Origin of the sequence: Nonlabens sp. MIC269, from assembly GCF_001430865.1 — a bacterium.
Classification (GTDB): Bacteria; Bacteroidota; Bacteroidia; order Flavobacteriales; family Flavobacteriaceae; genus Nonlabens; species Nonlabens tegetincola.
Map to the genome: position 1 here is coordinate 2,505,688 of NZ_CP011373.1, position 23,737 is coordinate 2,529,424.

At 35.3% G+C, this 23,737-nt stretch carries 22 protein-coding genes and 1 other RNA gene; 7 read left to right on the forward strand and 16 right to left on the reverse strand.

From position 1 onward, the window contains the following. Positions 1 to 14: 14 nt before the first annotated feature. Positions 15 to 788 carry a nucleoside triphosphate pyrophosphohydrolase gene (gene mazG, locus AAT17_RS11340; RefSeq protein WP_042277923.1) on the forward strand — a complete coding sequence of 258 codons (774 nt, stop codon included), beginning with the start codon at positions 15 to 17 and terminating at the stop codon, positions 786 to 788. 95 nt (positions 789 to 883) lie between these two features. Here mazG and AAT17_RS11345 read toward each other — a convergent pair whose 3' ends face one another. The 4 genes from AAT17_RS11345 to AAT17_RS11360 form a co-directional block, all read right to left on the reverse strand. After that, the gene (locus AAT17_RS11345; protein WP_060524455.1) at positions 884 to 2,680 is read right to left on the reverse strand and encodes a ribonucleoside-diphosphate reductase subunit alpha; all 1,797 of its coding nucleotides are present in this window, start codon (positions 2,678 to 2,680) and stop codon (positions 884 to 886) included. 2 nt (positions 2,681 to 2,682) lie between these two features. Further along, a complete protein-coding gene (locus AAT17_RS11350) occupies positions 2,683 to 3,957 on the reverse strand; it encodes a ribonucleotide-diphosphate reductase subunit beta (protein WP_060524456.1) in 1,275 nt (424 codons plus the stop codon). Between the two features lie 494 nt (positions 3,958 to 4,451). Then, complete coding sequence (locus tag AAT17_RS11355) at positions 4,452 to 5,417, reverse strand: sodium-dependent bicarbonate transport family permease (protein ID WP_060524458.1); 966 nt, start codon at positions 5,415 to 5,417, stop codon at positions 4,452 to 4,454. Positions 5,418 to 5,438: 21 nt separating this feature from the next. After that, positions 5,439 to 5,717: a hypothetical protein gene (locus AAT17_RS11360; protein ID WP_244895590.1), complete on the reverse strand. Its 279-nt coding sequence runs from the start codon at positions 5,715 to 5,717 to the stop codon at positions 5,439 to 5,441. A gap of 373 nt (positions 5,718 to 6,090) precedes the next feature. On the opposite strand from AAT17_RS11360, the gene AAT17_RS11370 reads away from it, so the two are divergent. Continuing rightward, on the forward strand, positions 6,091 to 7,008 hold the full coding sequence (locus AAT17_RS11370) for a LysR family transcriptional regulator (protein WP_060524462.1): 918 nt from the start codon (positions 6,091 to 6,093) through the stop codon (positions 7,006 to 7,008). Here the strand turns inward: AAT17_RS11370 and hemN are convergent. Beyond that, positions 7,005 to 8,363 (reverse strand): oxygen-independent coproporphyrinogen III oxidase, encoded by a 1,359-nt coding sequence (gene hemN / locus AAT17_RS11375; RefSeq protein WP_060524464.1) that lies wholly within the window; start codon positions 8,361 to 8,363, stop codon positions 7,005 to 7,007. The genes AAT17_RS11370 and hemN overlap by 4 nt on opposite strands. Before the next feature lie 2 nt (positions 8,364 to 8,365). After that, positions 8,366 to 8,653, reverse strand: a complete 288-nt coding sequence (locus tag AAT17_RS11380) for a hypothetical protein (protein WP_060524466.1) — start codon at positions 8,651 to 8,653, stop codon at positions 8,366 to 8,368. A 159-nt stretch (positions 8,654 to 8,812) separates the two neighbouring features. Here AAT17_RS11380 and AAT17_RS11385 point away from each other — a divergent pair, with 159 nt between their 5' ends. Beyond that, positions 8,813 to 9,976 carry a BamA/TamA family outer membrane protein gene (locus AAT17_RS11385; protein ID WP_060524468.1) on the forward strand — a complete coding sequence of 388 codons (1,164 nt, stop codon included), beginning with the start codon at positions 8,813 to 8,815 and terminating at the stop codon, positions 9,974 to 9,976. Between the two features lie 6 nt (positions 9,977 to 9,982). On the opposite strand, the gene AAT17_RS11390 is transcribed toward AAT17_RS11385, so the two are convergent. After that, complete coding sequence (locus tag AAT17_RS11390) at positions 9,983 to 10,333, reverse strand: DUF6686 family protein (protein WP_060524470.1); 351 nt, start codon at positions 10,331 to 10,333, stop codon at positions 9,983 to 9,985. 192 nt (positions 10,334 to 10,525) lie between these two features. Between AAT17_RS11390 and AAT17_RS11395 the strand changes: the two genes are divergently transcribed. Next, entirely contained in the window at positions 10,526 to 10,774 is a 249-nt protein-coding gene (locus tag AAT17_RS11395) for a hypothetical protein (protein WP_060524472.1), read from the forward strand. A gap of 40 nt (positions 10,775 to 10,814) precedes the next feature. Here the strand turns inward: AAT17_RS11395 and AAT17_RS11400 are convergent, their stop codons facing one another. The 4 genes from AAT17_RS11400 to AAT17_RS11415 are packed head-to-tail and all read right to left on the reverse strand — an operon-like array spanning position 10,815 to position 15,918. Then, positions 10,815 to 13,022 (reverse strand): PepSY domain-containing protein, encoded by a 2,208-nt coding sequence (locus AAT17_RS11400; protein ID WP_082586958.1) that lies wholly within the window; start codon positions 13,020 to 13,022, stop codon positions 10,815 to 10,817. 4 nt (positions 13,023 to 13,026) lie between these two features. Next, on the reverse strand, positions 13,027 to 13,509 hold the full coding sequence (locus AAT17_RS11405; RefSeq protein WP_157539273.1) for a DUF2271 domain-containing protein: 483 nt from the start codon (positions 13,507 to 13,509) through the stop codon (positions 13,027 to 13,029). Positions 13,510 to 13,516: 7 nt separating this feature from the next. After that, positions 13,517 to 15,010: an ankyrin repeat domain-containing protein gene (locus AAT17_RS11410; RefSeq protein WP_060524478.1), complete on the reverse strand. Its 1,494-nt coding sequence runs from the start codon at positions 15,008 to 15,010 to the stop codon at positions 13,517 to 13,519. Next, positions 15,010 to 15,918, reverse strand: a complete 909-nt coding sequence (locus AAT17_RS11415; RefSeq protein WP_060524480.1) for a DUF6607 family protein — start codon at positions 15,916 to 15,918, stop codon at positions 15,010 to 15,012. Before AAT17_RS11415 ends, AAT17_RS11410 begins: the two co-directional genes overlap by 1 nt. A 104-nt stretch (positions 15,919 to 16,022) precedes the next feature. Between AAT17_RS11415 and AAT17_RS11420 the strand changes: the two genes are divergently transcribed. Next, positions 16,023 to 18,158, forward strand: a complete 2,136-nt coding sequence (locus tag AAT17_RS11420) for a TonB-dependent siderophore receptor (protein ID WP_060524482.1) — start codon at positions 16,023 to 16,025, stop codon at positions 18,156 to 18,158. A gap of 3 nt (positions 18,159 to 18,161) precedes the next feature. Continuing rightward, the gene (locus tag AAT17_RS11425; RefSeq protein WP_060524484.1) at positions 18,162 to 19,256 is read left to right on the forward strand and encodes an HmuY family protein; all 1,095 of its coding nucleotides are present in this window, start codon (positions 18,162 to 18,164) and stop codon (positions 19,254 to 19,256) included. 202 nt (positions 19,257 to 19,458) lie between these two features. Here the strand turns inward: AAT17_RS11425 and ssrA are convergent. Further along, positions 19,459 to 19,857, reverse strand: a transfer-messenger RNA (tmRNA) gene (ssrA, locus tag AAT17_RS11430). A 140-nt stretch (positions 19,858 to 19,997) separates the two neighbouring features. Beyond that, a complete protein-coding gene (locus tag AAT17_RS11435; protein WP_157539274.1) occupies positions 19,998 to 20,402 on the reverse strand; it encodes a plastocyanin/azurin family copper-binding protein in 405 nt (134 codons plus the stop codon). Between the two features lie 141 nt (positions 20,403 to 20,543). Here AAT17_RS11435 and AAT17_RS11440 point away from each other — a divergent pair, with 141 nt between their 5' ends. Next, positions 20,544 to 21,767, forward strand: a complete 1,224-nt coding sequence (locus tag AAT17_RS11440) for an NAD(P)-dependent oxidoreductase (protein WP_060524486.1) — start codon at positions 20,544 to 20,546, stop codon at positions 21,765 to 21,767. Between the two features lie 74 nt (positions 21,768 to 21,841). On the opposite strand, the gene AAT17_RS11445 is transcribed toward AAT17_RS11440, so the two are convergent. Genes AAT17_RS11445 through AAT17_RS11455 form a run of 3 tightly spaced genes read right to left on the reverse strand, consistent with a single transcriptional unit; the run spans position 21,842 to position 23,674 of the window. Beyond that, entirely contained in the window at positions 21,842 to 22,612 is a 771-nt protein-coding gene (locus AAT17_RS11445) for a YgcG family protein (protein WP_042277947.1), read from the reverse strand. Then, positions 22,612 to 23,055 (reverse strand): TPM domain-containing protein, encoded by a 444-nt coding sequence (locus AAT17_RS11450; protein ID WP_060524488.1) that lies wholly within the window; start codon positions 23,053 to 23,055, stop codon positions 22,612 to 22,614. Before AAT17_RS11450 ends, AAT17_RS11445 begins: the two co-directional genes overlap by 1 nt. 1 nt (position 23,056) lies before the next feature. After that, positions 23,057 to 23,674 (reverse strand): LemA family protein, encoded by a 618-nt coding sequence (locus AAT17_RS11455; RefSeq protein ID WP_042277951.1) that lies wholly within the window; start codon positions 23,672 to 23,674, stop codon positions 23,057 to 23,059. Positions 23,675 to 23,737 lie beyond the last annotated feature (63 nt).

Below are 23,737 nucleotides of genomic sequence, written 5' to 3' on the forward strand. Positions count from 1 at the left end.
AAAAGTATCAATTTATGACTACACGCCAGGAAAAATTAGAAGCTCTTGATAGATTGCTTACCATTATGGATGAACTGCGAGAAGGCTGTCCATGGGATCGTAAACAGACATTGCAATCATTACGTCATTTGACCATTGAAGAAGTCTATGAGCTGGGAGATGCTATTCTAGATGATGATAGAGAAGAAATTCCTAAGGAACTGGGTGATTTATTATTGCACATTGTTTTTTATTCCAAGATAGGTAGTGAGACTGGCGAGTTTGATATTGCTAGTGTTGCTCATGGAATTTGCGATAAGTTGGTTTCTAGGCATCCACATATTTACGGAGATGTAAAAGTGGAAAACGAGGCCGAGGTAAAGGCAAATTGGGAAGCTCTTAAACTTAAAGAAGGTAAAAAGAGTGTGTTAGAAGGTGTTCCTAATTCTTTACCAGCTCTAGTAAAAAGTGCACGTATACAAGAAAAAGTGGCTGGTGTAGGATTTGACTGGGAACGACCAGAACAGGTAAAGGAAAAGTTACAAGAAGAACTGGCAGAGCTAGAAGTTGAGGTCCTAGCAGGAGATAAGGATAAAATTGAAGCCGAACTAGGAGACGTGCTCTTCTCACTTGTAAATTATGCCAAACATTTAGGTGTAAATCCAGAAAATGCACTAGAGCGAACTAATAAAAAATTCATCAAACGCTTTTCTTATCTAGAGAAAAAAGCAGGTGAGGCTGGTAAACAACTACATGATATGTCCCTGGACGAGATGGATGTCTACTGGAACGAGGCTAAAGAGTTGTAAGTGGGAAATTACGATTTGATTGTCCTTAAAAATTAGAGGAATTAAAAAAAGCCATCTTGAATAAGATGGCTTTTTTATTAAATATAAGTAATTACTTAAGCTTCACACGTAGTACATTCTTTTTGTTGTTTGAATTTTTGTGCAGCATTCATACTGTGCTGGTAATACAGTGACTTAAGGCCTAATTTCCATGCATTGATATGAATTTTATTAATCTCTTTAATAGGCATATCTGGATGAACGATTAAGTTAACCGACTGACCTTGATCAATATGATTTTGACGGTTTGCAGCTTGATAAACGATATCGTTTTGATCTAATTCAGGGTAAGTTCTAAAAACATCTTTTTCTTCTTCTGTTAAGAAATCCAAATGCTGTACAGATCCATCATGATCGCGAATATCTCTCCACACTTCTTTGTTGTTCATTCCTTTTTCTTCTAAAAGTTCTACAAGGAATGGGTTTTTGATGGTGGTTTTAATCTTTGCAATATCTTTTACATAAATATTTGACCAAATAGGTTCAATTCCTTGAGATACCTGACCCAAAATAAAGGCACTAGATGTAGTAGGCGCTACTGCGTTAAGTGTCGCATTTCTACGGCCATAACCTTTAAGAACCTCAGGTTCTCCAAATTTTTTGGCTAGTTCCTCACTTGCTTTGTAAGAACGATCTTTTATTTCTCTAAAAATTTCACTGTTCAAATTGAATGCTTCTTGACTTCCAAACGATAAACGTTTTGATTGTAAAAGTGAGTGCCATCCTAATGCTCCTAAACCTAAAGAGCGATTTGTTTTCGCAAAATTGTAGGCGCGCTCCATGAATAAGAACGTTTGACGATCATCTCTATTTTCAGAGTCTCTATACGCTTCTAATTTTTCAACAAATTCAGTGATAATAGCATCTAGGAAGTAGATCATGGTTTCTACTGCATCAGTATCTTTCCAGTCATCATAGTGCAATAAATTAACGCTTGACAGTACACAAACGAACGACCAGTCGTCATTTGAAGGTAGCATTATTTCTGTACATAAATTGCTGGCATAAATAGGAAGGTTTTTGTCTTGGTAAACATCGGCAGCACCTTTATTAGCATTATCTGTAAAGAAAATGTATGGATAACCCATCTCACCACGACGTTGAAGAACTTTGGCCCAAATGGCTCTTTTTTCAGTGTCACCACCAATCATTTCTTCCATCCAGTCGTTAGTCACAGTTACACCGTGAGTAAGACTTTGAATTGGGTTCCCTTCAGTACCTATTTCTAGAAACTCCATGATGTCTGGATGTTCTACAGGTAGGTAAGGAGAGAATCGGCCACGACGCACTGATCCTTGACTTACTACATCGACCATTGACTCAAACAATTGCATAATGTGTACAGCACCAGAAGCTTCCCCATTATTTTTTACTGCCGCACCACGATGACGTATTTTACCAAAATAACCTGATGTACCACCACCTAATTTTGACATCATACCAACTTCTGACTGCGTATATAAGATGTTACCCATATCATCATCGATATGAGATCCAAAACAACTTATAGGAAGACCGCGACGTTTACCAAAGTTTGACCAAACAGGAGAGGCTAATGAATAGAAACCTCTAGACATGTAGTCATAAAACTTATCTGAAAAACCTGGCATTCCTAAGATTTTTTCAGCATGATCTGCGATTTCTCTAATACGTTGTTCAGGAGTTACTCCTTGGGTTAAATATCCTGATTCAAGAAACCTACGACTGTAATCGTTTAACCAGTAAAACGGCTCTTGTCGTTTTTCCTTACTTTTCTGTAGGGTTTCTTTACGTGCTTTTAGTAATTGTTCTGCAGCAGATGGTGCTGCTTGTTGCTCTTGAACCTTTTGTTCTTGCTTGTTTTCTTGAATCATAATTAAAATAAGTCGTCGCTGGTTATACTTTGTTTTCTTTTTGTGTAGTTAATAGATCTTTTTACAAAAAAGTCTACGTGCTTGGTGGCAATGATTTCTTCATCAAACCATTCTGTTTGACCGAGAAGTTCTTCATCTACTTCAAAGATGGCCTCATTACCAATGCTGATTAGGGAACGATTGAAACGGTTTTTGATAAACTCGTTTACAACCGCTTTAGGAAGGAAGTCAAGTTCACCTGCTTCAAAGATCCAATCTACAATAGCTTTTTCTGCCTCGTAGGCTTCTCTACAGATGTTTTGAATTTTTTCGGTATAGGATTCATTGAACCACTCTGGACGCTCGTCTTGGAAAATTTTAATTAGATCGATACCAAAGTCACCGTGTATTTGTTCTTCTTTAGATGTTGCCTCAACCACATTTGAAATTCCTTTAAGCATGTTTTTATGCTTGTTAAAGGCCATGATGATCAAGAATTGAGAGAAAAGGGAAACATGTTCAATGAAAATAGAGAATAGAAGAATAGATTCTGCATACTCTTTATCGCTTTCACTTTTTGAATTACGTAAAGCGTTTTCCAAATACTGAACACGCTTCATAATTACAGGATTTTTCTTAAGCTTTTTAAACTCTTCATTTAATCCTAGAATTTCAAGTAGGTGTGAGTAGGCATCTGCATGACGTACTTCACTTTCAGCAAATGTGGATCCTACTGATCCTATTTCTGGTTTAGGCATGCGATGGTATATATCGCCCCAAAAACTTTTAACCGCAACTTCGATTTGAGAAATAGCGAGCATCGTATTCTTGATGGCACTACGTTCTACATCAGTTAGTCTAGATTTGAAATCTTGAATATCGCTCGTGAAGTTGTATTCGGTATGTATCCAGTAAGAGTGTCTAATTGCAGGAACGTATTCATATAGTTGTGGATACTCATATGGTTTTAGGTTCACTCGTTTTTCAAAGATATTGGAACGACGTCCCATAGCTCTTTTTTCACGGTATATGATATAGGCTTTAGCTACATCATGAAAACCATTTTCCATCAAGGCCGTTTCAACATAATCTTGAATCTGCTCTACGGTAGGAATAAAACTAGCATCTTTATCCTTAATGGTACTTAATTTCTTGTAAACGGTAAGCGCCACATTTTGTGCGTCTTTTTCTTCACCATTTCCTTGCGCGTTCATTGCTTTTAAAACTGCCAGTGTTACTTTATCCAGTTCAAAAGGAACAACGCTAAAATCTCTCTTTCTAATCGATGCTATTTCCATGCCCTATTTCTTCTTTAAATTAACGTTAAGTAAAATTGCGTATAAATTATTGGTGTAACTAGAAGGAGCAATTGAGGTTGTTCACAATGTTTTCAACAATGGCTTAAAGTGTTGTAAAACAGTTTGTTAGCTTAAATTTGCTAGCTTGTTAAGCTAAGTTGTTGATAGTCTGTTCAAAGGTTTAACAAACCTTTATTTTGCAAAGGCTTAGCCAAATTTCAAATGTTATAAAACTCTTAAAATCTACTTTTTTATTTTTTGTTGATGGTTCACTTTTTTTCAAAATTTAACAATTACAAAGGACCGAAAACGTCAATATTTAAAGTTGGCACTTTCAAAATGAAATGATATACGATGAGAGAATTTCGAGGGAGTAGAAAAATCAATTATTTAAATGATCTAAGTTTAAAAATGAACTTCTTCATACCACATGAGTGAAATAAAAAAGGAACCCATCTTTGGGTTCCTTTTTTTGATTCTAGTTAACCATTTAACTATAAAGATTGTATCACATACATATATAATGGCATGCCCAATGTAATATTGAAGGGAAAGGTTATCGCTAGCGCCATAGGTAAGTATAAACTGGGGTTGGCTTTAGGTGCTGCTATACGCATGGCCGCAGGAACGGCAATATAACTTGCACTCGCTGCCAGTATGGCTATTAAAAATCTATCGCCTGGTTCTGAAAGTACAAATTGTGAAACCCAAGCGATAAAGATTCCATTTACAATTGGAATTATTAGAGCAAATCCCAAGGCAAACCAACCTTTCTTAATTAATGCACCAATTTTTTTACCGCTTTCAATACCCATATCTAATAAGAATACAGCAAGAAAACCTTTAAAAATATCTGTAGTAAAAGGTTTGATATCGGCTGCCTGTGCGTCGTTGGCTAGTATACCTATAACTAAACTACCCAGAATCATTAAAACGCTACCATTAGTTACCGCATGCTTAACTATCTTGCTCGTATCCTTATCTTTTTTATTTTTCTTCTTACTACATATCCTCATTAAAAGAACACCTACTATAATAGAAGGAGCTTCCATCAAGGCCATCACTGCCACCATGTGTCCGCCAAATTCTATTCCTTCCATTTCTAGGAAACTTATTGCAGTTACAAAGGTGACAGCACTTACTGATCCATAGGCTGCAGCAATTGCTCCAGCGTTTTCTAGGCTAAACCGAATTCTTAATATGAAAAAAGTGTAGACGGGTACGAGGGCAGCCAGAGCAATACCCATGACCAAAGCCCATAAAATATCGTTTGTAATAGGGCTGTGAGAAAGTTCTTGTCCACCTTTAAAGCCTATGGCTAATAGAAGGTATAGTGAAATGAATTTTGAAGAGGTTCGCGGAATTTCTAGGTCGCTTTTGATTTGTGAAGCAATAAGACCTAGAATAAAAAATAATAAGGCAGGATTTGTTAGGTTATCTGCCAGTAAATGTAAATCCATAAGTATTTAGTAATCTTAGAATTAATCTAGAACCTCAATTTCTAAAGTTCCTTTAATGCGTAACTTTTTGCCGCTTTGTTTAATCTCTTTATAAAATTCTCGGTAAGATTGACGTTCTTCATTTAGTTGTGCCACGCGGTCATCATCATAACTTGTATCTTCATAAAGATTACCTTCAGCTATCGAAAGTCTATGTAGTTTATGGAAATTAATTTTTTCTTTGATTAACGCATTAATGATATCCAAAGATTCTTGCGGTGTAAAAGTCCCTTCTACGAGATTGACTTTGTGGTTAATCATTACAGACATATTACTTGTTTTTAGAGTTAATAAATTTTAATGAAATGAGTAAGAAAATAATACCGCTAGAAAATACTAAGGGTTTAAAGTGATAGGTATTATTCCAATAACTATATATAACGGCAACGAGTAAAATTGTTAAAAAGCTAGAAACCGATAAAACTTGTAATCCTTTACTTATTTTTGTCTTATCAATTTGAATGCTAATAAGTTGCGCAGTTGTTTTCAACCGGATTAATTTTCTCTTTGAATTATGATTGGAATACAGGTTTTGTGTTCTTGCCATAACATGCTCTCATTTACGGTGCAAAGGTTGAACATCATTTGCATATATTTTTATTTATATTTTTTATCTTTACCATAAAATAAGTTTATGCATTACACTTTACATCAATTACAAATTTTTATAGAGATTGTTAAGCATAGAAGTATCACAAGGGCATCTGAAAGTCTTTTTTTAACCCAGCCAGCAGTATCCATACAGCTTAAAAAATTTCAAGAGCAGTTTCCCTTACCTTTAACTGAAGTAGTTGGTAGACAGCTCTATGTAACTGATTTTGGTGAAGAAATAGCTCGCACAGCAATCAATATTCTTGAACAAATCAAGGAAATGGAGCACAAGGTTCAACGCTTTCAAGGAAAGTTGGCTGGGACTTTAAAAATCTCTGTTGTCTCTACCGGTAAGTATTTAATGCCTTATTTCTTATCAGGATTTATAGATGAACATCCACAAATTGAGTTTAAAATGGATGTGACTAACAAACAAAGAGTAATAAAAGATTTGGAGGAGAATCTAGTAGATTTTGCTCTTGTTTCTGTGTTGCCAGAGCATTTATCGCTTAAAACGTTTTCTATATTTAAAAATGAACTTTTCTTAGTAGGGAACAAAAAAAGAATAAATAAATTAAAGGAAGGTGAAGATATTTTCATGAGTCAACCACTGTTATACAGAGAATCGGGTAGTGCTACTCGCAATGCGATGGAAGATTTTTTAAAAGCAAATGAATATCCAATTACAAAGAGAATTGAATTAACTTCAAACGAGGCACTTAAACAAGCTGTAATAGCTGGACTGGGTTTTTCGATTATGCCCAAAATCGGAATCAAAAATGCTCTTGAAATGGGATTGATCGAGACCGTTGATTATCCAGGCTTACCTATAGAAACAAAGTGGAACCTAGTATGGCTAAAAAACAAAACGCTTACACCAGTGGCGCAAGCGTATATTGATTACTTATCCGATAATAAAAGTAGCATTATCGACGAGCATTTTAAATGGGTAGTAAGTTAAACGGTCATAGAAAATAACTGTGTATTAGGTTTTTTTCTTTTAAGTCTTAAATCAAACGGTAAGCATATATTTCGAACAAAGGGTTTACCTTTTTCAGTAATAATAACACCGTTTTTATCCAGAACAACTAGTCCGTCGGCTTCCAATTCTTTAAGAGCTATAAGAACATCTGGAACTTCGTCAAAATAATCTGAGTTTGAAGTCCAGTTAGTAGAAAATTGACACATTAATTTCAAAATATGTCTTCTTATAATCATATCTTCTTCCGTAAGGATATGACCTCTAAAAACAGGTAGTATACCTAGGTCTACTGCTTGCTTGTAGTCCTCTATGTTTTTATAATTTTGTGCAAATCCCGACCAGCTATCACTTATTGAGGAAACACCTAGACCTATCATTAAATCTGTTTTGGAACTGTTATAACCCATGAAATTACGATGTAGTTTACCGTTATGGATTGCAGCAGCAAGAGTATCATCGGGCAGTGCATAATGATCCATGCCGACCTCTACATATCCTGCTTGTGTCAATAAGAGTTTTCCCGTTTCATATTGCGCTCTTTTAATCGTAGGATGTGGTAAATCCTCGTCCTTAAAACCACGTTGTCCATTACCTTTAATCCATGGCACGTGTGCATAACTATAAAAAGCAATGCGATCTGGTTTAAGTTTTATCGTTTTTTCAATTGTCGATATTACATCTTCTAAGGTTTGAAAAGGTAGACCGTAAATGATATCGTGTCCTACACTACTATAACCTATATCCCTAGCCATTTGAGTAGCTTGTTGAACATTTTCAAAAGGTTGAACTCTATTTATAGCTTTTTGAACCTTGAGATTGTAATCTTGAACACCGTAACACACTCTAGAAAAACCTAAATCATGTAGAACTTTTAAGTGTTCGTATGTGGTATTGTTAGGATGTCCTTCAAAACTGAACTCTACGTTATCATCCCGATATGCATTTTTGAAAATACCGTCAATAAGTTGTTTTAGATTCTGTGGTGAGAAAAATGTTGGAGTTCCACCACCCAAATGAATTTGTTTGATTCTAGGTTTTTGCTCCATTAAATCTAAATACAAATCAAATTCCTTTAAAACACTTTCAATATAAGGTGTTTCGACCTTATGATTTTTAGTAATTCTTTTGTTACATCCACAAAAAGTACACATGCTTTCGCAAAAAGGTAGGTGTATGTATAATGAGATGCCAGTATTTATTCCGCTTTCGCGAAAGCTTACTTTAACAGATTCCTTCCAGGACTCAACGTCAAAAGTAGTATCATCCCAATAGGGAACTGTAGGGTAACTGGTATAACGAGGACCAGCTACGTTATACTTTCTAACTAAATCCATTTCTAGAACAACAGATTAATTGCCGTAATGAGGAAGCAAATGATTAAACTTGCTATAAGTGCCTTTAATACACGTTCTGGTTTTTGAACTGTTAGAATAGAAGCATTTACGATATTACAAATCGTTACCACAAGAAATATTTGAATCATTTGTGGGATACCACTACCATTATTGAAAATGGACAATACCGCAAATCCTCCTAAACAGGTTGATGCTATAATAGCTAGTGCAGCATACATCATGAAGTGATTTTCCCAGTCTTTTTTTAAATTGTTATACAAAGTGCTCATACCTATAAATTTTAAATTTGATACAAATCTAGAACCGACTACACGCCATAAAGGATGACTTTTGTCACCCTAAAGAGTGATAAAGTTTTCCTAATTAGTAAAACACTGATACTTTTATTATTACGCCTGTTTTATTTTGGGCGTTTTAAATAACATATATTGAAATATTTCTACCTATCCGTAATACTGATAATCCTAAGTTGTTCTTCTCTTAACGCTCAAGAAAAAAAGGGAACTATTGAAGATCTTAAAGAGTTTTTTACTTTTTACCCGAATCGTAAAGCTGTAGAAAAAGATAGTAGTTTATACCTGCAAAAATTTATCGCAGCACCAGTGATAAGTTATTCTCCAGAGACCAGTTTTGCTTTTGGAACAGGAGCAAAATATTTATTCAAATTTAATGGTAGTGGCGAGGAAACTAGAACCTCAAACATGCCGATCACCTTACAGTATACGTTAAACAATCAGTTCTTTTTGTATTCTGGATTTGAGGTTTTTACCAATCAGGAAAAATGGGTGATTGAAGGAAATTTGTTGTTCCAGAATTACCCTAGGCTTTATTACGGTATGGGAAACAATTCACCTGAAAGTAATGAAGAACAGTATAATTATTATCAATTTTTATTTGAGCCCATATTTCTCAAACAAACCTCACTAAGGTATTTATTTCTAGGAGCTGGTGTAAGGTATAATGTAATCTATGATGTTGAAATAGAACCAGGAAAACTTATTGATCAAACTAGACCTAGTGGTTATGATGGTTCAACATCGGCTGGTGTAGAAGCTGCATTATTATACGATAGCCGTAGTAATATATTAAATGCTCAAGACGGATGGTATTTGGAATTTACACATGGTAAATATTTTGAAGCAGTAGGTGGTACTCATAAGTTTAATCTTACTCGTTTTGATTTAAGACATTATATTGACGTATCACCAAATAACCTTGACATTCTTGCTATACAAACAATAGGTAGGTTCACGCGAGGAGATATTCCTTTTTCAGAATTTTCTTTTTTTGGAAGTAGTGAAATTATGAGAGGTTACCGTGAAGGTAGGTATGTGGACCGCGATTTACTAGCTGGTCAAATAGAGTACCGTAAAAACTTTAAAGATAGTAGGATAGGGCTAGTAGCTTTTGTAGGTGGCGGCGATGTCTATAATAATATATCTGATTTTCAGTTTGACAGCTTAAAATTTAATTATGGTGCTGGACTAAGATTTATGCTAGATAAATCAGAAAATTTAAATCTAAGATTTGACTACGGTCGTGGACAAAATGGAGCTAGTAGCTTTTACTTAAGTATTGCTGAAGCTTTTTAAGTATCCTTAATTCAAATGAAGCGGATAATCAATATCTAATAAGGATAAGAATTCATCTTTTTTTGTAACTCCATTTACCAAAGCCTTGAGCTTTGTAAATTCTTCACCATTAAAAACAAGCGTAAGATTCTTTTGTTTAGTGTGAATTGGAATGCGACGTTTTTTATTTTTCATCATCTCAGAGTTATTCCAAAACGACATAGGAATGTCATTAATATAATTTTGAAATGTTTCAAACTCATTCACAGTGAACTTAAAAATGAAATTAGAAAAAACAAGCGAATAACAATTACAACCATTGCAATAGTTAAGTTCACCAAATTGATTTTTTGTAATTAATTGAAGTTCGTGATTCATGAAAAATAATTAATCGGTTATAAACCCTTTATTTACAGTGCAAATATAATCTATTTTTAATTATTCTAAATAAATTTAGAGTGTTAAAGTTCATTTATCTTTATTTATTCTAAATGCATATTACTGGTAATTAACAACTTATTGAATATTCTTCTTGTAAAGTGTTATATCTTTAAATAAAAATCAAAGATTATGGCAATTAGATTAGGAAATACTTGTGGAAATTGTTCAAACTTGAACGCAGATAATACATGTAAAATTCATGAAGTGGCAGTGAGCAGTAGTTACACTTGTAACAGTTTTGATATGCGTGCCGATCTTAATAATGTACACGATTGCGCACAATGTGCTAGATTCAAGTCATCTTCTTGTCCTCATCCAGAAAAGGCAAGCGCAGGAATGATGTGTGAGGCTTGGGCACCAGAAAAAGTTACTGCTTAATAGGCTTCCAACTTACTGAATATTATCCTTACGGACTGTATTAATAACAGTCAGTAAGGATTTTTTGATTTTTATACAGTTGTTCTAGTTGGATCTCAGGATTCTCTTTGTTCCATAATTCTAATAAGTCTAGAACTTCATTTTGCATGGATAAAGATCCGCAGATCATGATGACTGCGCCTTGTAGCAAATCAATAGTGATTTGTTCTTTGTGTTCAGCTACTTTATGTTGTACATATTCTACAACTTCGTTTTCTCTAGAGTATGAAATATGATAATTAGATACTTGTTGCTTTTTATGAGCATCTTCTAGATATTCTCCATAAATGGAAAGACTCTCTATGTTTTTTCCACCCCAATATAAATCTACAGGTATGTTCGTTTTATTTTCATCCAGCATTCCTAGAAATGGTGCTATTCCAGTACCATTTGCTACCATAATAATTTTTGGAGCATCTTTAGGAAAATGAAAGCTGGTATTTGTTTTAATTGTGGCCATGATATCATCGTTTTTATGGCAGTTTGCTAGATAAGTGGAACACAGTCCGTGGTCGTGCTTTCTAACACTTAGGACTATTTTGTTTTGTATACGAGCTATCGAGTACTGCCGTGCCTTTGCTGTTTCACTTGCATAAACCTCTAACAAATCTCCAGATTGATAGTCATTATGACTAGTAGGTTGTAAGCTTATGATAAAGGTTTCATCCTTATTTAATGGGCTGCGATGAGTTACCTTAAATTTTTGTTTCTCAATATTGCTTTTAGAAAACTGGTCAACCTTTAGTTCCATAGGAAAACCTGATTTTTGTTGCCATAACTGCAGCCACTGCTTACAAGTTTCTTCTGGTTGGTGTTCTTCGTCTACCTCAGTGAACGGCAGGTATGGTTTCATATTCTCATCTTTTACTAGACGATGATAAACTTGTTTTCCAAACTCATTGTATTTTGGATAGATAGAAGAACCAAATCCTACTACAGACACAAATAATGATCTAGGTTGATCAATTTTTTCTAGTTTATCAAAAAACTTCCTAGCATTAGTAGGAGCATCGCCATCACCATAGGTTGCTGTAAAAATGATGAGGTGCAAGGCACGCTCGTATTGCTGGTAATGATTAAGATCACATAAGAATACTTTTTTACCTGTGCTTAAGAGTTGTTGTGTAAACGCTTTCGCGAAAGCGTAAGTACTACCACTTTCAGACCCAACTAAAACAATATATTCACTATCCTGTGCGCTTGAAAGTTCTAGCTTGTAATTTTTCTTAGGCCTACGTTTCCAATAAATGACACATCCTGAAATAATAAAATACAGTATTCCTATACAGGATATTCCCAAGATCACAGACCACAGCGGCGATGCGCTCCCAGTATGGAAAATGGTACTGTAATAAGAAATAAGTGCTGTAAAAGGATTTTCTACCTGATCGATGACTTCACCCGTGTGTTGTGCGACCAGAACACTTTTTTCCTTTAAATAAATTTCATAATAATCTATGGGATCACTTGAAAAGGGAAAGTTTACTTCTTTAACCTGATCTAGGGTCGTGGTCTTAAAAAAGACTTGATTTTCAATTGTTTGTTGCAGTAATTCCTCATCGGGCGATAAACTCCAATCTAAAGATTGATTCTCAACAGGAATCAAATCAAACTGTTCTAGTGAAAGATAAACACCAGTGATAGCAATAATTAGAATAGGTATCAAAAGCCAGCGACTAAGTATTACGTGGTATTTTTTATGGAATTCCTTATCCTTTATAGAGGAAAACCATTTGCTAAATCCGCCCTGGCGCTGTGCTAATAAAAATATCCCAGATACGATTATTAAGACTAATAAAAGGGTGGAAACACCTATAAAACCTCTTCCTATTGATTTAAGGAATAGGGATCTATGTAAGTTTGTGAACCAATTGTAAATACTAGGTCGCGTTATTTCATCACCCAGAAACATGCCTGTTTTGGGATTTATGTAGCCGGTAACGCTTGTACCTTCTTTAGTTACAACATCGGCCAGTACAAGGCCTTGCGAGGTTGTAGAAAGTGTAATAAGCTCGTCGTATTCTTGTTGTAATTTATGAATAGTTTGTCCTAGGCTTATTTCACTTAAATCGATTTTATCTGGTTGTTTTAAGTCATAAAAAATCGGTTCAGTTGAAAGTACTAAACCTGTAATCGCAGCTACTACCAAAAAAAGGGAGGAAATAGCTGCGAGTACAAGGTGACTGTATCTATATATAGATGTAATCACTTATTTATTTTTGTGGCATTAATCTCACGTATCTAATCCAACCTGTACCGTCAACTTTAGATTTAAGATTACTATCAGTTAAATCTAGTTCCAAATCTACTTCATTGTAATCTTGATCCTCTACAGCAGTTTCAAAACGTAGTTTGTGATTAGAATTTATGTATTGTGTAGGTATTTCAAGCACACTAATGGAACGCTCACCGCCAGCGATAGTCTCACCAGATATGGCGTCGATATCTGGTCTATGCTTACCGTAGAATTTCCACCATGAGTCAATCTCGCTATACCATTCTGGATCCTTTCCATAAACATAAATCGTTTCTTTATATTCTCCTTCTTTATCGGTTACAGATACTACTATGTAGGCACCTTCACCGGTATAATTTTTCATTTGAATCATACATTTTACGGCCGTTTTTGAAACGGTAGAAGCAGTAAAAGATAGACAAATCAAGGCAACAAGGGCCATGTATAATATTCTCATCATTTTTTAATTAGGGTTTTAGAAAATCTAGATTAGCATTTTCATTCATAAGTAACTCGTTTTCTAGAGCTAGGTCATAAACTGTTTCATCAAATGCAGTAGTAATTTGGGTACTTGCGCCTTGATCGATTAAGAATTTTAATAATTCAGGATTCTTAGTTTGCATGGCAGCGAGATGAAGCGCCGTCATACCATCCTTATCAAGATCGTTTATCTTTTCTTTGGAAACAGTACTAATTAAGTTTAATAGTTTCAAGTTATCTTTTTTAACAGCTTCATGCCAGATGGTTGTTTCTGTTGAAATAGGAGCACTGAGTTCAATTCCGGCATCTGTAAGTAATTTCCATTTTTTGATGAAGTCATCGTGCCTAGAGCTGTTATAACTTTGAATTAGATGGTAAACCATGGATTGACCTTCCTTGTCTACAACAAGAGCGTTAGCCTTGTTTTTAAGAAGTAAGTCAACTACACTTGCGCGATTGTAACGCACAGCATGAGTTAAAGCGCTATATCCATTCTCATCTATTGTATTAATATCTTTTACTTTGTCTAATAGATAATCTATAACAGTGTTATCGTTACTACGTGCAGCATTCATGAAAGGCGTGATACCTTCTTTATTGGCTTGATTAATATCTACATTTTTATCTATGAAAAAATCAAATAATTTTAAATCTTTATTTCTTCCTGATAAATAATGCAGGGCATTTACTCCTTCATTATTTACAACATTAGGATCAATACCCAATTGTTCTAAATATTGATAGTCCTCTAGAGAATTTGAGTTTCCTCGTGTACCTCTTGCTGCAAATAAGAAGGCATTTCCACCATTCTCATTTTTGCTTTTATAGTCTATCCCTTTTTCAACCAACAGATTAAGAAAATCAGGATTAACCTTTTTACTAGCATAGTTAAATATGTTGTTCCCATCATAATCGGTTGCGTTTAGGTCAAATCCTTTGCTTATGAAGTAGGATAGGAGCTTCTCATCTTTTAAAGATGGAGCAATTAGAAGAAGAGCGTTGGCACCTTGTTTGTTAACTTGTTTAGGGCTACCACCGTTTTCAAATATAAAATCATACAAAGCCGTGTCTTGCTGTCCAGCATTTGCTGTGAAATTAAGATAGGTATAACCGTGACTGTCAATCACATCTGTATTGGCTCCATTGCTCATTAAGTATTCTAGGACTTGTAGATTCCCTTTATAACCAGCCCAAAAGATATAGGTTCTTCCGTCGTGTGTAAGTTTGTTTACATCATTTCCTTCTAACGATAATAAATATAAGATCACATCATTATCAGCACCCGAGTTAATCGCGTATACAACAGCATCAAAGGCATTTTGATTCAATTGAGTTGCGTCGTTTCCGGCCGCGATGTCTTGTTTTACTTGTTCTAGACTAGGTTTTGAATTCCAGTAGGATCTTTCTAAAAATACATTGTTTTGGGCTATTGAAAACGAGCTTACAACAACGCATAGGATTAAGTTTAAAATTCCTTTCATTATTTAGGGTTTGAGATTATGAATGATTCAATAATAGGATCAATTTGATCTTTAGTTTTAATTTCTTCATCAAATAAATGCTTGAAAAGCACTTTATTATCTACTTTTTCATGTAAATGTAAATCGGTGTTACGGTTGTAAACTTCGTCCCATTTAGAACGTACGGTACTCCATTTGTCGTTATTATCTTTCCACCATTGAGCCGCCGCTGCACAACGACTATCGTCTACTCTTTTGTAGGTATTATAACCTTTTTCGGCTGCTAGTATTTGATCCTCTTGTCCTTCTTTACGTATGATCTTTAAGTTGTCTTGATCATGTACCCAACCATAATCCGTAATTTCGTGACGATTACCTCTCATCGTTACGTTGTAATCGCTACGAGTGGTATATTCTCTACGAGGTAATGGAGCACTAGTGGTATTTTCCCAATAGCTTTTACCATCAACATGCACCCAGGTTCCTGTACCTTCATATCTAGGACTGTCATCAACTTGATATACCTTTTGAGTCCATTGACCCTTTACATCCTTTTTGTCTAATTGAATAAAATCCCATTTGTTGTCGGCGTTGTATTCATATAAATCTGTATTCTCATACAGCCAATCTTGCCTCCAATGTTTCACGATATATGGATTTGAAGGATCTCCTACTTGAAGTAAGTGTTGAATTTGGATTTTGTCTTTTTCATCAGTAACCAATTGAGCCCATTCTAGTCCTTTATCAACTTTGGTTTTTGAGGGCTTATATAGTGAATCTTGGGAATAATTAAAGGTTTCCGCAAAGTTAAAAGTGACTTCAAAACAGCCACACATTTGTTTAATGGCATAAGCATCATCATTCCTTTTACTAGGAGCAGTTGCTGCAATAGAAATTAATAGAACACCAAGTATTAAAACTTTTTTCATGATTAGTACAAATTTTTTGTTGCTGCAAAAATAGTTGTTTTTATTGATTCTAAATAAAAATAAAATATATATTTGCGCCTTATTAAGAATCATTCTAATTAATAATGAAATTTAAGTTTAATGTTTTATTCGTTTTAATTCTCGCTTTCGCGAAAGCGAACTCACAACAAACAGTCGTTATTGATACAACTGAGGTAGAGTCGCTAGAAGAGATTGTGGTGACCGGACAGTATAATCCACAATCAATTAAAAAATCGGTTTACAACGTGCGAGTCATTAAAGCAGAACAAATCAAACAAATAGCTGCCGTTAATGTAGCTGATTTGCTCAATTTTAATCTAAATCTTAATGTAACGCCTAGCACCTCAACTGGTAGGAGTACGGTAAGTTTTTTTGGATTAGATGCTCGTTATTTTAATGTTCTCATTGATAATGTTCCCATAGTAAGTGATAATGGAGTAGGAAGCAACATTGATCTCACGCAAATTAATCTAGACGATGTTGAACGTATAGAAATTGTCGAGGGATCTATGGGAGTTCAATATGGAGCTAATGCCGTATCGGGTGTTTTAAATATTATCACCAAAAAATCTGATAAAAACAAATGGAGAATTAATCTCTCCTTACAAGAAGAAACGGTAAGCGACGAGTACGCATGGTTTGATGAAGGTAGGCATGTACAAGGCGCTACAATTTCACACAATATTAATGATGATTGGTATGCGAGTGTAGGAGTAACCAGAAACGATTTTGCTGGTTTTTTTAATAATAAAAAAGGGCGTGATTATTTTGAGAATGATGGTTTGCGAGGTTACGAGTGGTTACCTAAGGAACAAATTACCTCAAACGCATTGTTAGGCTATAATAATGGAAAGCACAAGTTTTTCTATAAGTTTGAGTACTTTGACGAGACTATCAACTTCTTTAATTCTACAGTAAGAAGTAATTTTAATAGCCAGAATTCAACCATTAATCCATCTGCTACTGATAGGATTTATAAAACTTCAAGAATATTCAATCATCTTAATGGCTCTGGTACATTTGATTCTGGTTTAAGGTATAGTGTTTCATTATCCTATCAGGAACAAAAAAGAAGGTTGAATGAATTTAACTATTTCATTCTTACCCGAGAACGAACTGCAGAAATAGATGAAGTTAACCAATCTGGGAAATTTTTCTATTCAAAAGGTACATTAGGGAATCTTTTCAAAACGGATCGTTTAAATGCTCAGGTAGGTTATGAAATAACTTTACAAGAAGGTTTTGATAGGGAAGCTGCAGGAGAAAACATCTTAAACCCTAAAACTAGAAACATCAATGATTTTGCTGGATTCATCTCTTCTGAAATAGGTTTGAGTGATAAGTTAACTGTACGTCCTGGTATACGTTTCATTTATAACTCTCAGTTTGATAACAAGGCGGTTTATGAATTAACAGCAAGACAGTTATTTGAAAAAGGGTTTGAATTAAGAGCCAATGTAGGTACATCGTATAGGGTTCCTGATTTTACTGAGCTTTATTATTACTTTGTCGATGCTAACCATGATGTTCAAGGTAACGAGAATTTAAAACCGGAAGAAGGTTTAACTACTTTCCTAAGTTTAAAAAAGAAAACCTGGTTTGATAATTCTTTGATTAGATTAGAAAATAGTGTAAAACTAACTTACATTGATTTATCTGATCGCATTGAACTATCCATTGTAAATACGAATCCGTTACAGTACCGATATGTGAATATAGATAGTTATCGTTTTATAGGATTAACTAATACTAATTCACTTAAATTAAAGAACTGGAGCACCTCTTTAAATGCAACTGTTTTTGGTATATCTAGAGAGCTAGCAAGTGAAGATAATGCTAGTGACGACTACTTGTATCAATTCCAATTGAATGCCAGTCTTAATTATCGTTACCCTAAGTGGGATACGGTTTTCTCGCTACTTGTAAATTATAACGGAAGACAGCAAGATTTGAGGGTTACAGGTTCAGACAGTGACGGTAATTCAACTTTTTCCAAGATTGAAACAGATGCTTATTCATGGTTAGATGCATCGATAAGAAAATCCTTTTTAAGTGATCAATTAGAGGCTACAGTAGGAGCGCGTAATTTATTTGATATTACTCGTGTAGATACTAATTATACCTCTAGTGGCGGTGCACACAACACAGCAACAAATTCTATTTTACTCGGTTACGGACGATCTTTTTATTTAAAACTTTTATATAAACTTAATTTTTAAAACATGAAAAATAATCTATTAACAGCTTTAACTATTATAAGCATTCTACTATTAGGTAGTTGTAGTGAAGACGATGAGCCTATGGGACCGATTGTAGTAACCGTAGATGGCGCTACAGTTTCTCCAAATGTAGGTGGCCCTAATATGCCCAACCAGGTCTTTTTTGATTTGAGTACCAATATTGCAACCGAGGTTAACCGAACCTCTTGGGATTTAGGATTTAGTTCTATGCAAGATAGGGTTATCATAAACGGGTCTATCCTCATGATGGCCGCTCGCTTATCTACTAACGATATGACTGCGGTAAACTCAACCAATCCTGAAGTGCAACAATTACAGCCACAGGCAGAAGTAGGTAATTTCAATCCAGCAAATATGGAGTTTATCGATGCACCAGATGGAAATATATCAGGAACCGCTATAGATGCAGTCTCTTCAGTAGATTCAAACAACAACGTTTATCTAATCAATCTAGGCTATGAAGTAGGTGTAGATCAACCTAATTCTGGTTCTTCAAATTACAAAGGAGATGCTAGAGGTTGGAAGAAGATTAGAATCTTAAAAGACGGTGAGAATTATTTATTGCAATATGCTAACCTTGACGATACTACCTTTCAAACAACTACCATTAATAAAAACCCTTCCTTCCATTATACTTTTTTCAGTTTTAATACAGAATCAGTAGTGAATGTTGAGCCACAAAAAGAAGAATGGGATTTGTGCTACACCGTATTTACAAACGAGGCTGTTTTTGGTGGACAAAGTTATGGAGCCTATGCTTATGCAGACTTTATAACCAATAACATCAAGTCGAGTGCGCGAGCTTATATGATTGATGAAGCTGAGGAAGGTATCACCTACGAGGACTTTAGTTTATTAGATGTTGTGGATAGCAATTTTGAAAATGATCAAAGAAGTATAGGTAGTACATGGAGAAACGGCGGTGGTCCTAGCGCTTCACCATCACTTATAGAAGATATTTTCTATGTCATTCACGATGCCAATGGAAACTACTACAAACTCCAATTTCTTGCACTTACAAGCCCTAGTAATGAAAGAGGATATCCTCAATTTGCTTACAAGTTATTGGAAGAATAATTTTCTTTTTTCACTTAGACTCTTTAAATATTGAATTAGCTCAGTGTTTATTTTTTTAGGTAGAGCCTGTCTAGTAAATGGATGGGCTTTTTTTCAATGTAAGCAGTATGGTTATGAGATCTTAATATTAATGATTGAGTTTGCTAGCTGAATTACTTCAAAACAAAAAAAACCACGACTGCTGTCGTGGTTTATCATTTTTTTGTGGAGTCGGGCGGATTCGAACCGCCGTCCAAACAAGTGAATCAATCGCTTTCTACATGTTTAGTTTCTAATTCATTTCAGTCCTAGAGCCGGTCAGAAACTACCAAAACTAGGCTTGGCTTCAATTAAATTTCTCTACCACATCAAAGCACTGCCGTAGATAGGTTTACTTTTACGAAGTCCCATAACCAACCGCCGCAAACCAAGGCTGTTGAGAGACTTCCTGCTTGTCTACCTAGTAGACCGAGGCGTAATCTTACTATGATTCAGATTATGCAGCTAGGGCGTAGTTATTCTCGCCGTTTAAAAAAGATGAAAAATGAGATTTACGAGCTGTTTCCCAGCGCTCGACATGCTTACCATTAATCCAGTCTCGCTGTCAAAACCAGTCGACCCCAGATTGTTTTCAAAAAACAAAACCTAAAATTAATTTAGGTGCGCAAATATATCATTTACACTCATTAATTAGCCTAAAAACTATGCCAAAAAAAAGCCCAGTCTGGATGACAGGGCTTTTGCTTTCTAGGGAGAAGAAAGCTATTCCACAAGTATCGTGTTGTCTGTACTTGTAGGATTTAAAGGACAAAAATACACATACTCTCCAGCTTCTAGTTTTGTAGGATTAGACTGCTGGGTTTCTCCTGTTTTAACAGCTTGGGTTACATAGGCAGTTTGAATGTGATTTTTAGGGTTACTTATGTCGGCACCTTTTTTTACTAGTACAAATCCAACCTCATGACCTACATTCTTGTTTGATACATCAAAAATGTACGTGCCCGGTTTAAGAGTAATTTGTTTTTGAACAAACTCTCCTTTGATTTGATCTAGTTGCACGTGAGCTATTTCCTGGGTCATCTCATCGGAATGCTTTCTCATTTTATCTTGTGCTTGCACACCGTAAAAGCCTAAAAATGCGATAAGTACTACTACTAAATTTTTCATGTTTTTTGTTTTATAAATTTATAAGACAAAGATCCAGATAGACCTTCCTGTATAATTGGAACATATTTCCGTCTTTATGGTGTTTATTTCCCATTTTAAATTGATTGCGATTAATTATCTTGCTACTTTATAATCTACCTTATGAAATTTGCCATTATTAGAGAAAGAAAAAATCCGCCAGATCGTCGCGTAGTTTTTTCTCCACAACAATTACATGTTCTTGATCACGCTTTCGCGAAAGCGGAATTCCTAGTAGAATCATCACCAATAAGAATTTTTGACGATGCAGCCTATACTCGCGAGGGAATTACCGTAACCGATGATGTTACCGATGCCGATGTAATGATAGGAGTAAAGGAAGTACCCGTTGAAAGTTTAATACCTGGAAAAAAATACTTTTTCTTTTCTCACACGATAAAAAAGCAGCCCTATAACCGAAAGTTATTGCAAGCCATTCTAGATAAAAAAATAGAACTGTATGACCATGAAACCATAGTCGCAAAAAACGGAGGTAGATTAATAGGTTTTGGAAGATATGCTGGTATAGTAGGTGCATACAATGGCTTTAGAGCATTAGGTTTAAGAGACGGAAGTTTTGAATTGCCCAAAGTAGAATCACTTCCTGATTACAAGGCTCTTAAAAAAGAACTAGCACGCATAAAATGCAATCTACCACCTATACATATTGTAATGACAGGAAGTGGTAAAGTGGCAGGTGGAATTAGAGAAATCCTAGAGGAGCTTAAAATTCATGAAGTAAAACCCAAGGAATACTTACAATTGGGTCAATTCAAAAGTGTGCAAACCTTGTTTACCCAACTGGATGTGACAGATTATTACATGCGCAAAGATGGATATAAACCTACTAGAACCGAGTGTTATAACAATCCTGAATTATTGAAAAGCGATTTTATGAAGTATGCTAGGGTAACCGACATGCTTATTACAGGTCATTTTTATGGAAACGGTGCTCCTTACTTTTTTACAAGAGAAGATATGAGAAATGAAGATTTTAATATCAACCTTGTAGCCGATGTAAGTTGCGATATTGATGGTCCTATTGCTTGTACAATTAGACCTAGCACAATTGCAAAACCTATTTATGGTTATGACCCACAAACTGAAAAGGAAGTAGATTATAAGAAAGAGGGCGCTATAACTGTAATGGCCGTAGATAATCTACCTTGTGAATTGCCCAAGGATGCAAGTGAAGGTTTTGGAGAAATGTTCTCTAAGTATGTGATTCCTGCTTTTTTTAATGAGGATAAAGATGGAGTATTGCAACGTGCAAAAATTACTACCAGTGATGGTCAATTGACAGAGCGCTTTGCCTACTTACAAGATTATGTAGACGATAAAGAGTAGTAACTTATGTGACTTTAGAATATAAATAAGCCGTTCCTATCAAATAGGAACGGCTTTATATTTTAAGTTACTAATTACCAGCCACCAGAGGCACCACCACCACCGAAGCTTCCACCACCAAAACCACCACCGAATCCGCCGCCAAAACCACCGGAAGATCCACCACCAAAACTACCACCAGAATATGAGCCACGTCCCATATTACTTAAGATAATGACATCTAATAAGGAAGTGCCGCCACCACGATTATTGCCATTATTTCCTTTGCGGCTGCTTAGTATAATAATGAATAATATAAAAGCTAGTACAATAAAGAATGACCATGGAAAAGGCGCTTTGTTTAAATCTCTGTCTTCTACAAATTCACCATTTAAATATTTAAAAATGGCATCGGTGGCTTGATCCAGTCCTTGATAATAATTACCTCTTTTGAAGTTGGGTACTATAATTCGATTAATAATACGTTCACTTTCTAGGTCTGTCATGCGGTATTCAATGCCGCGTCCTGTATTAATATCAATTTTACGATCGCCATAAGCCATCAGGATAAAAATCCCATTGTCTTTGTCTTTTTGTCCTACCTGCCATTTTTCACCCCAGCGAGCTCCTAGTAAAGAAATGTCTTCTCCATTTGTGCTCTCTACAATTGCAATTACAATTTGCGTGCTTGTTGTATCGGCATAGTTGATCAATTTGCGATCTAGGGCTGTGAACTCCTGCTTGTTGAGTATTTTATAATAATCGTAAACAGCTCGTTGTTCTTTTACTACTGGTTTTTCTGGGATATTAAATTGCGCCTGTAGAAGAACAGGGAATAATACCAAAAAGCAAAGTATCCTCTTCATCAAATTGTTCCTTTTGATATTTCGTCACTCAACTCATTGGTATCGTCCACATCCCATGGAAAATACTGTGCTAGTTCCTTACCTATAAGCTCTATACCTTTTATGATTCCTGTTGAGAATTCGCTTTCGCGAAAGCGTGATGCCATTACATCCTTTATTTGATCCCAAAAGTTGCTGGGTACTTTGTTATCGATACCCTTATCGCCGATGATGGAGAACTTGTGAGAATCTACAGCAAGATAAATAAGTACACCATTTTCTTCTTTGGTGTTATCCATTTTGAGTAAATGAAATACTTCTTGAGCCCTGGATATAGCATTTTCACAGGTACTCTCAAGATGTACTCTTATTTCTCCACTGGTTTTATTTTCTGCTCGTCTTATCGCAGCAATAATCTCTTTCTCTTCTTGTGCGGTAAGAAATTCCTCAACGTGGTTGTCCATATTATTCGCCAAATAAGCCTTCTACATCAGGAGCATTTTCTGCACCTTCATCTGCTTGATAATAAGGAGAAGCATCAAAATTAAAGATACCGGCAAGCAGGTTTCCTGGGAAACGTTTGATGCGAGCGTTGTATTGTTTTACAGCACCGTTATAATTGTTACGTTCCACATTAATGCGGTTCTCTGTACGTTCTAATTCATTAATAAGTTCTTTGAACTGCTCGTTTGATTTAAGATCTGGATAATTTTCATAGGTTGCTAATAATCTACCTAAACCTGAACTTACTTGACTTTGTACCTTTGAGAACGCTTGAATTTGTTCACTAGATAAGTTGTCGGCATCTACTTTTATTGAAGTGGCCGCTGCACGAGCTTCAATCACACCGATTAATGTTTCTTGTTCAAATTCGGCATATTTTTTTGCAGTAGCTACAATATTTGGAATTAGGTCATTCCTACGTTGATAACTACTTTCAACATTTGCCCACGCGCCAGAAACGCCTTCGCTTAAATTAATAGTACCATTGTACCAACTGCCTGCCCAAATTGCCATAACGACAACTAAGCCTACAAGACTAATTAAACCTATGCCCAAACAGCCTAAAGATCCTTTTTTCATATTGATTGAATAAATATTAAAGTAAAGTTACGATAACTGTTTTAAGTGCTCAAATGTTTGAGA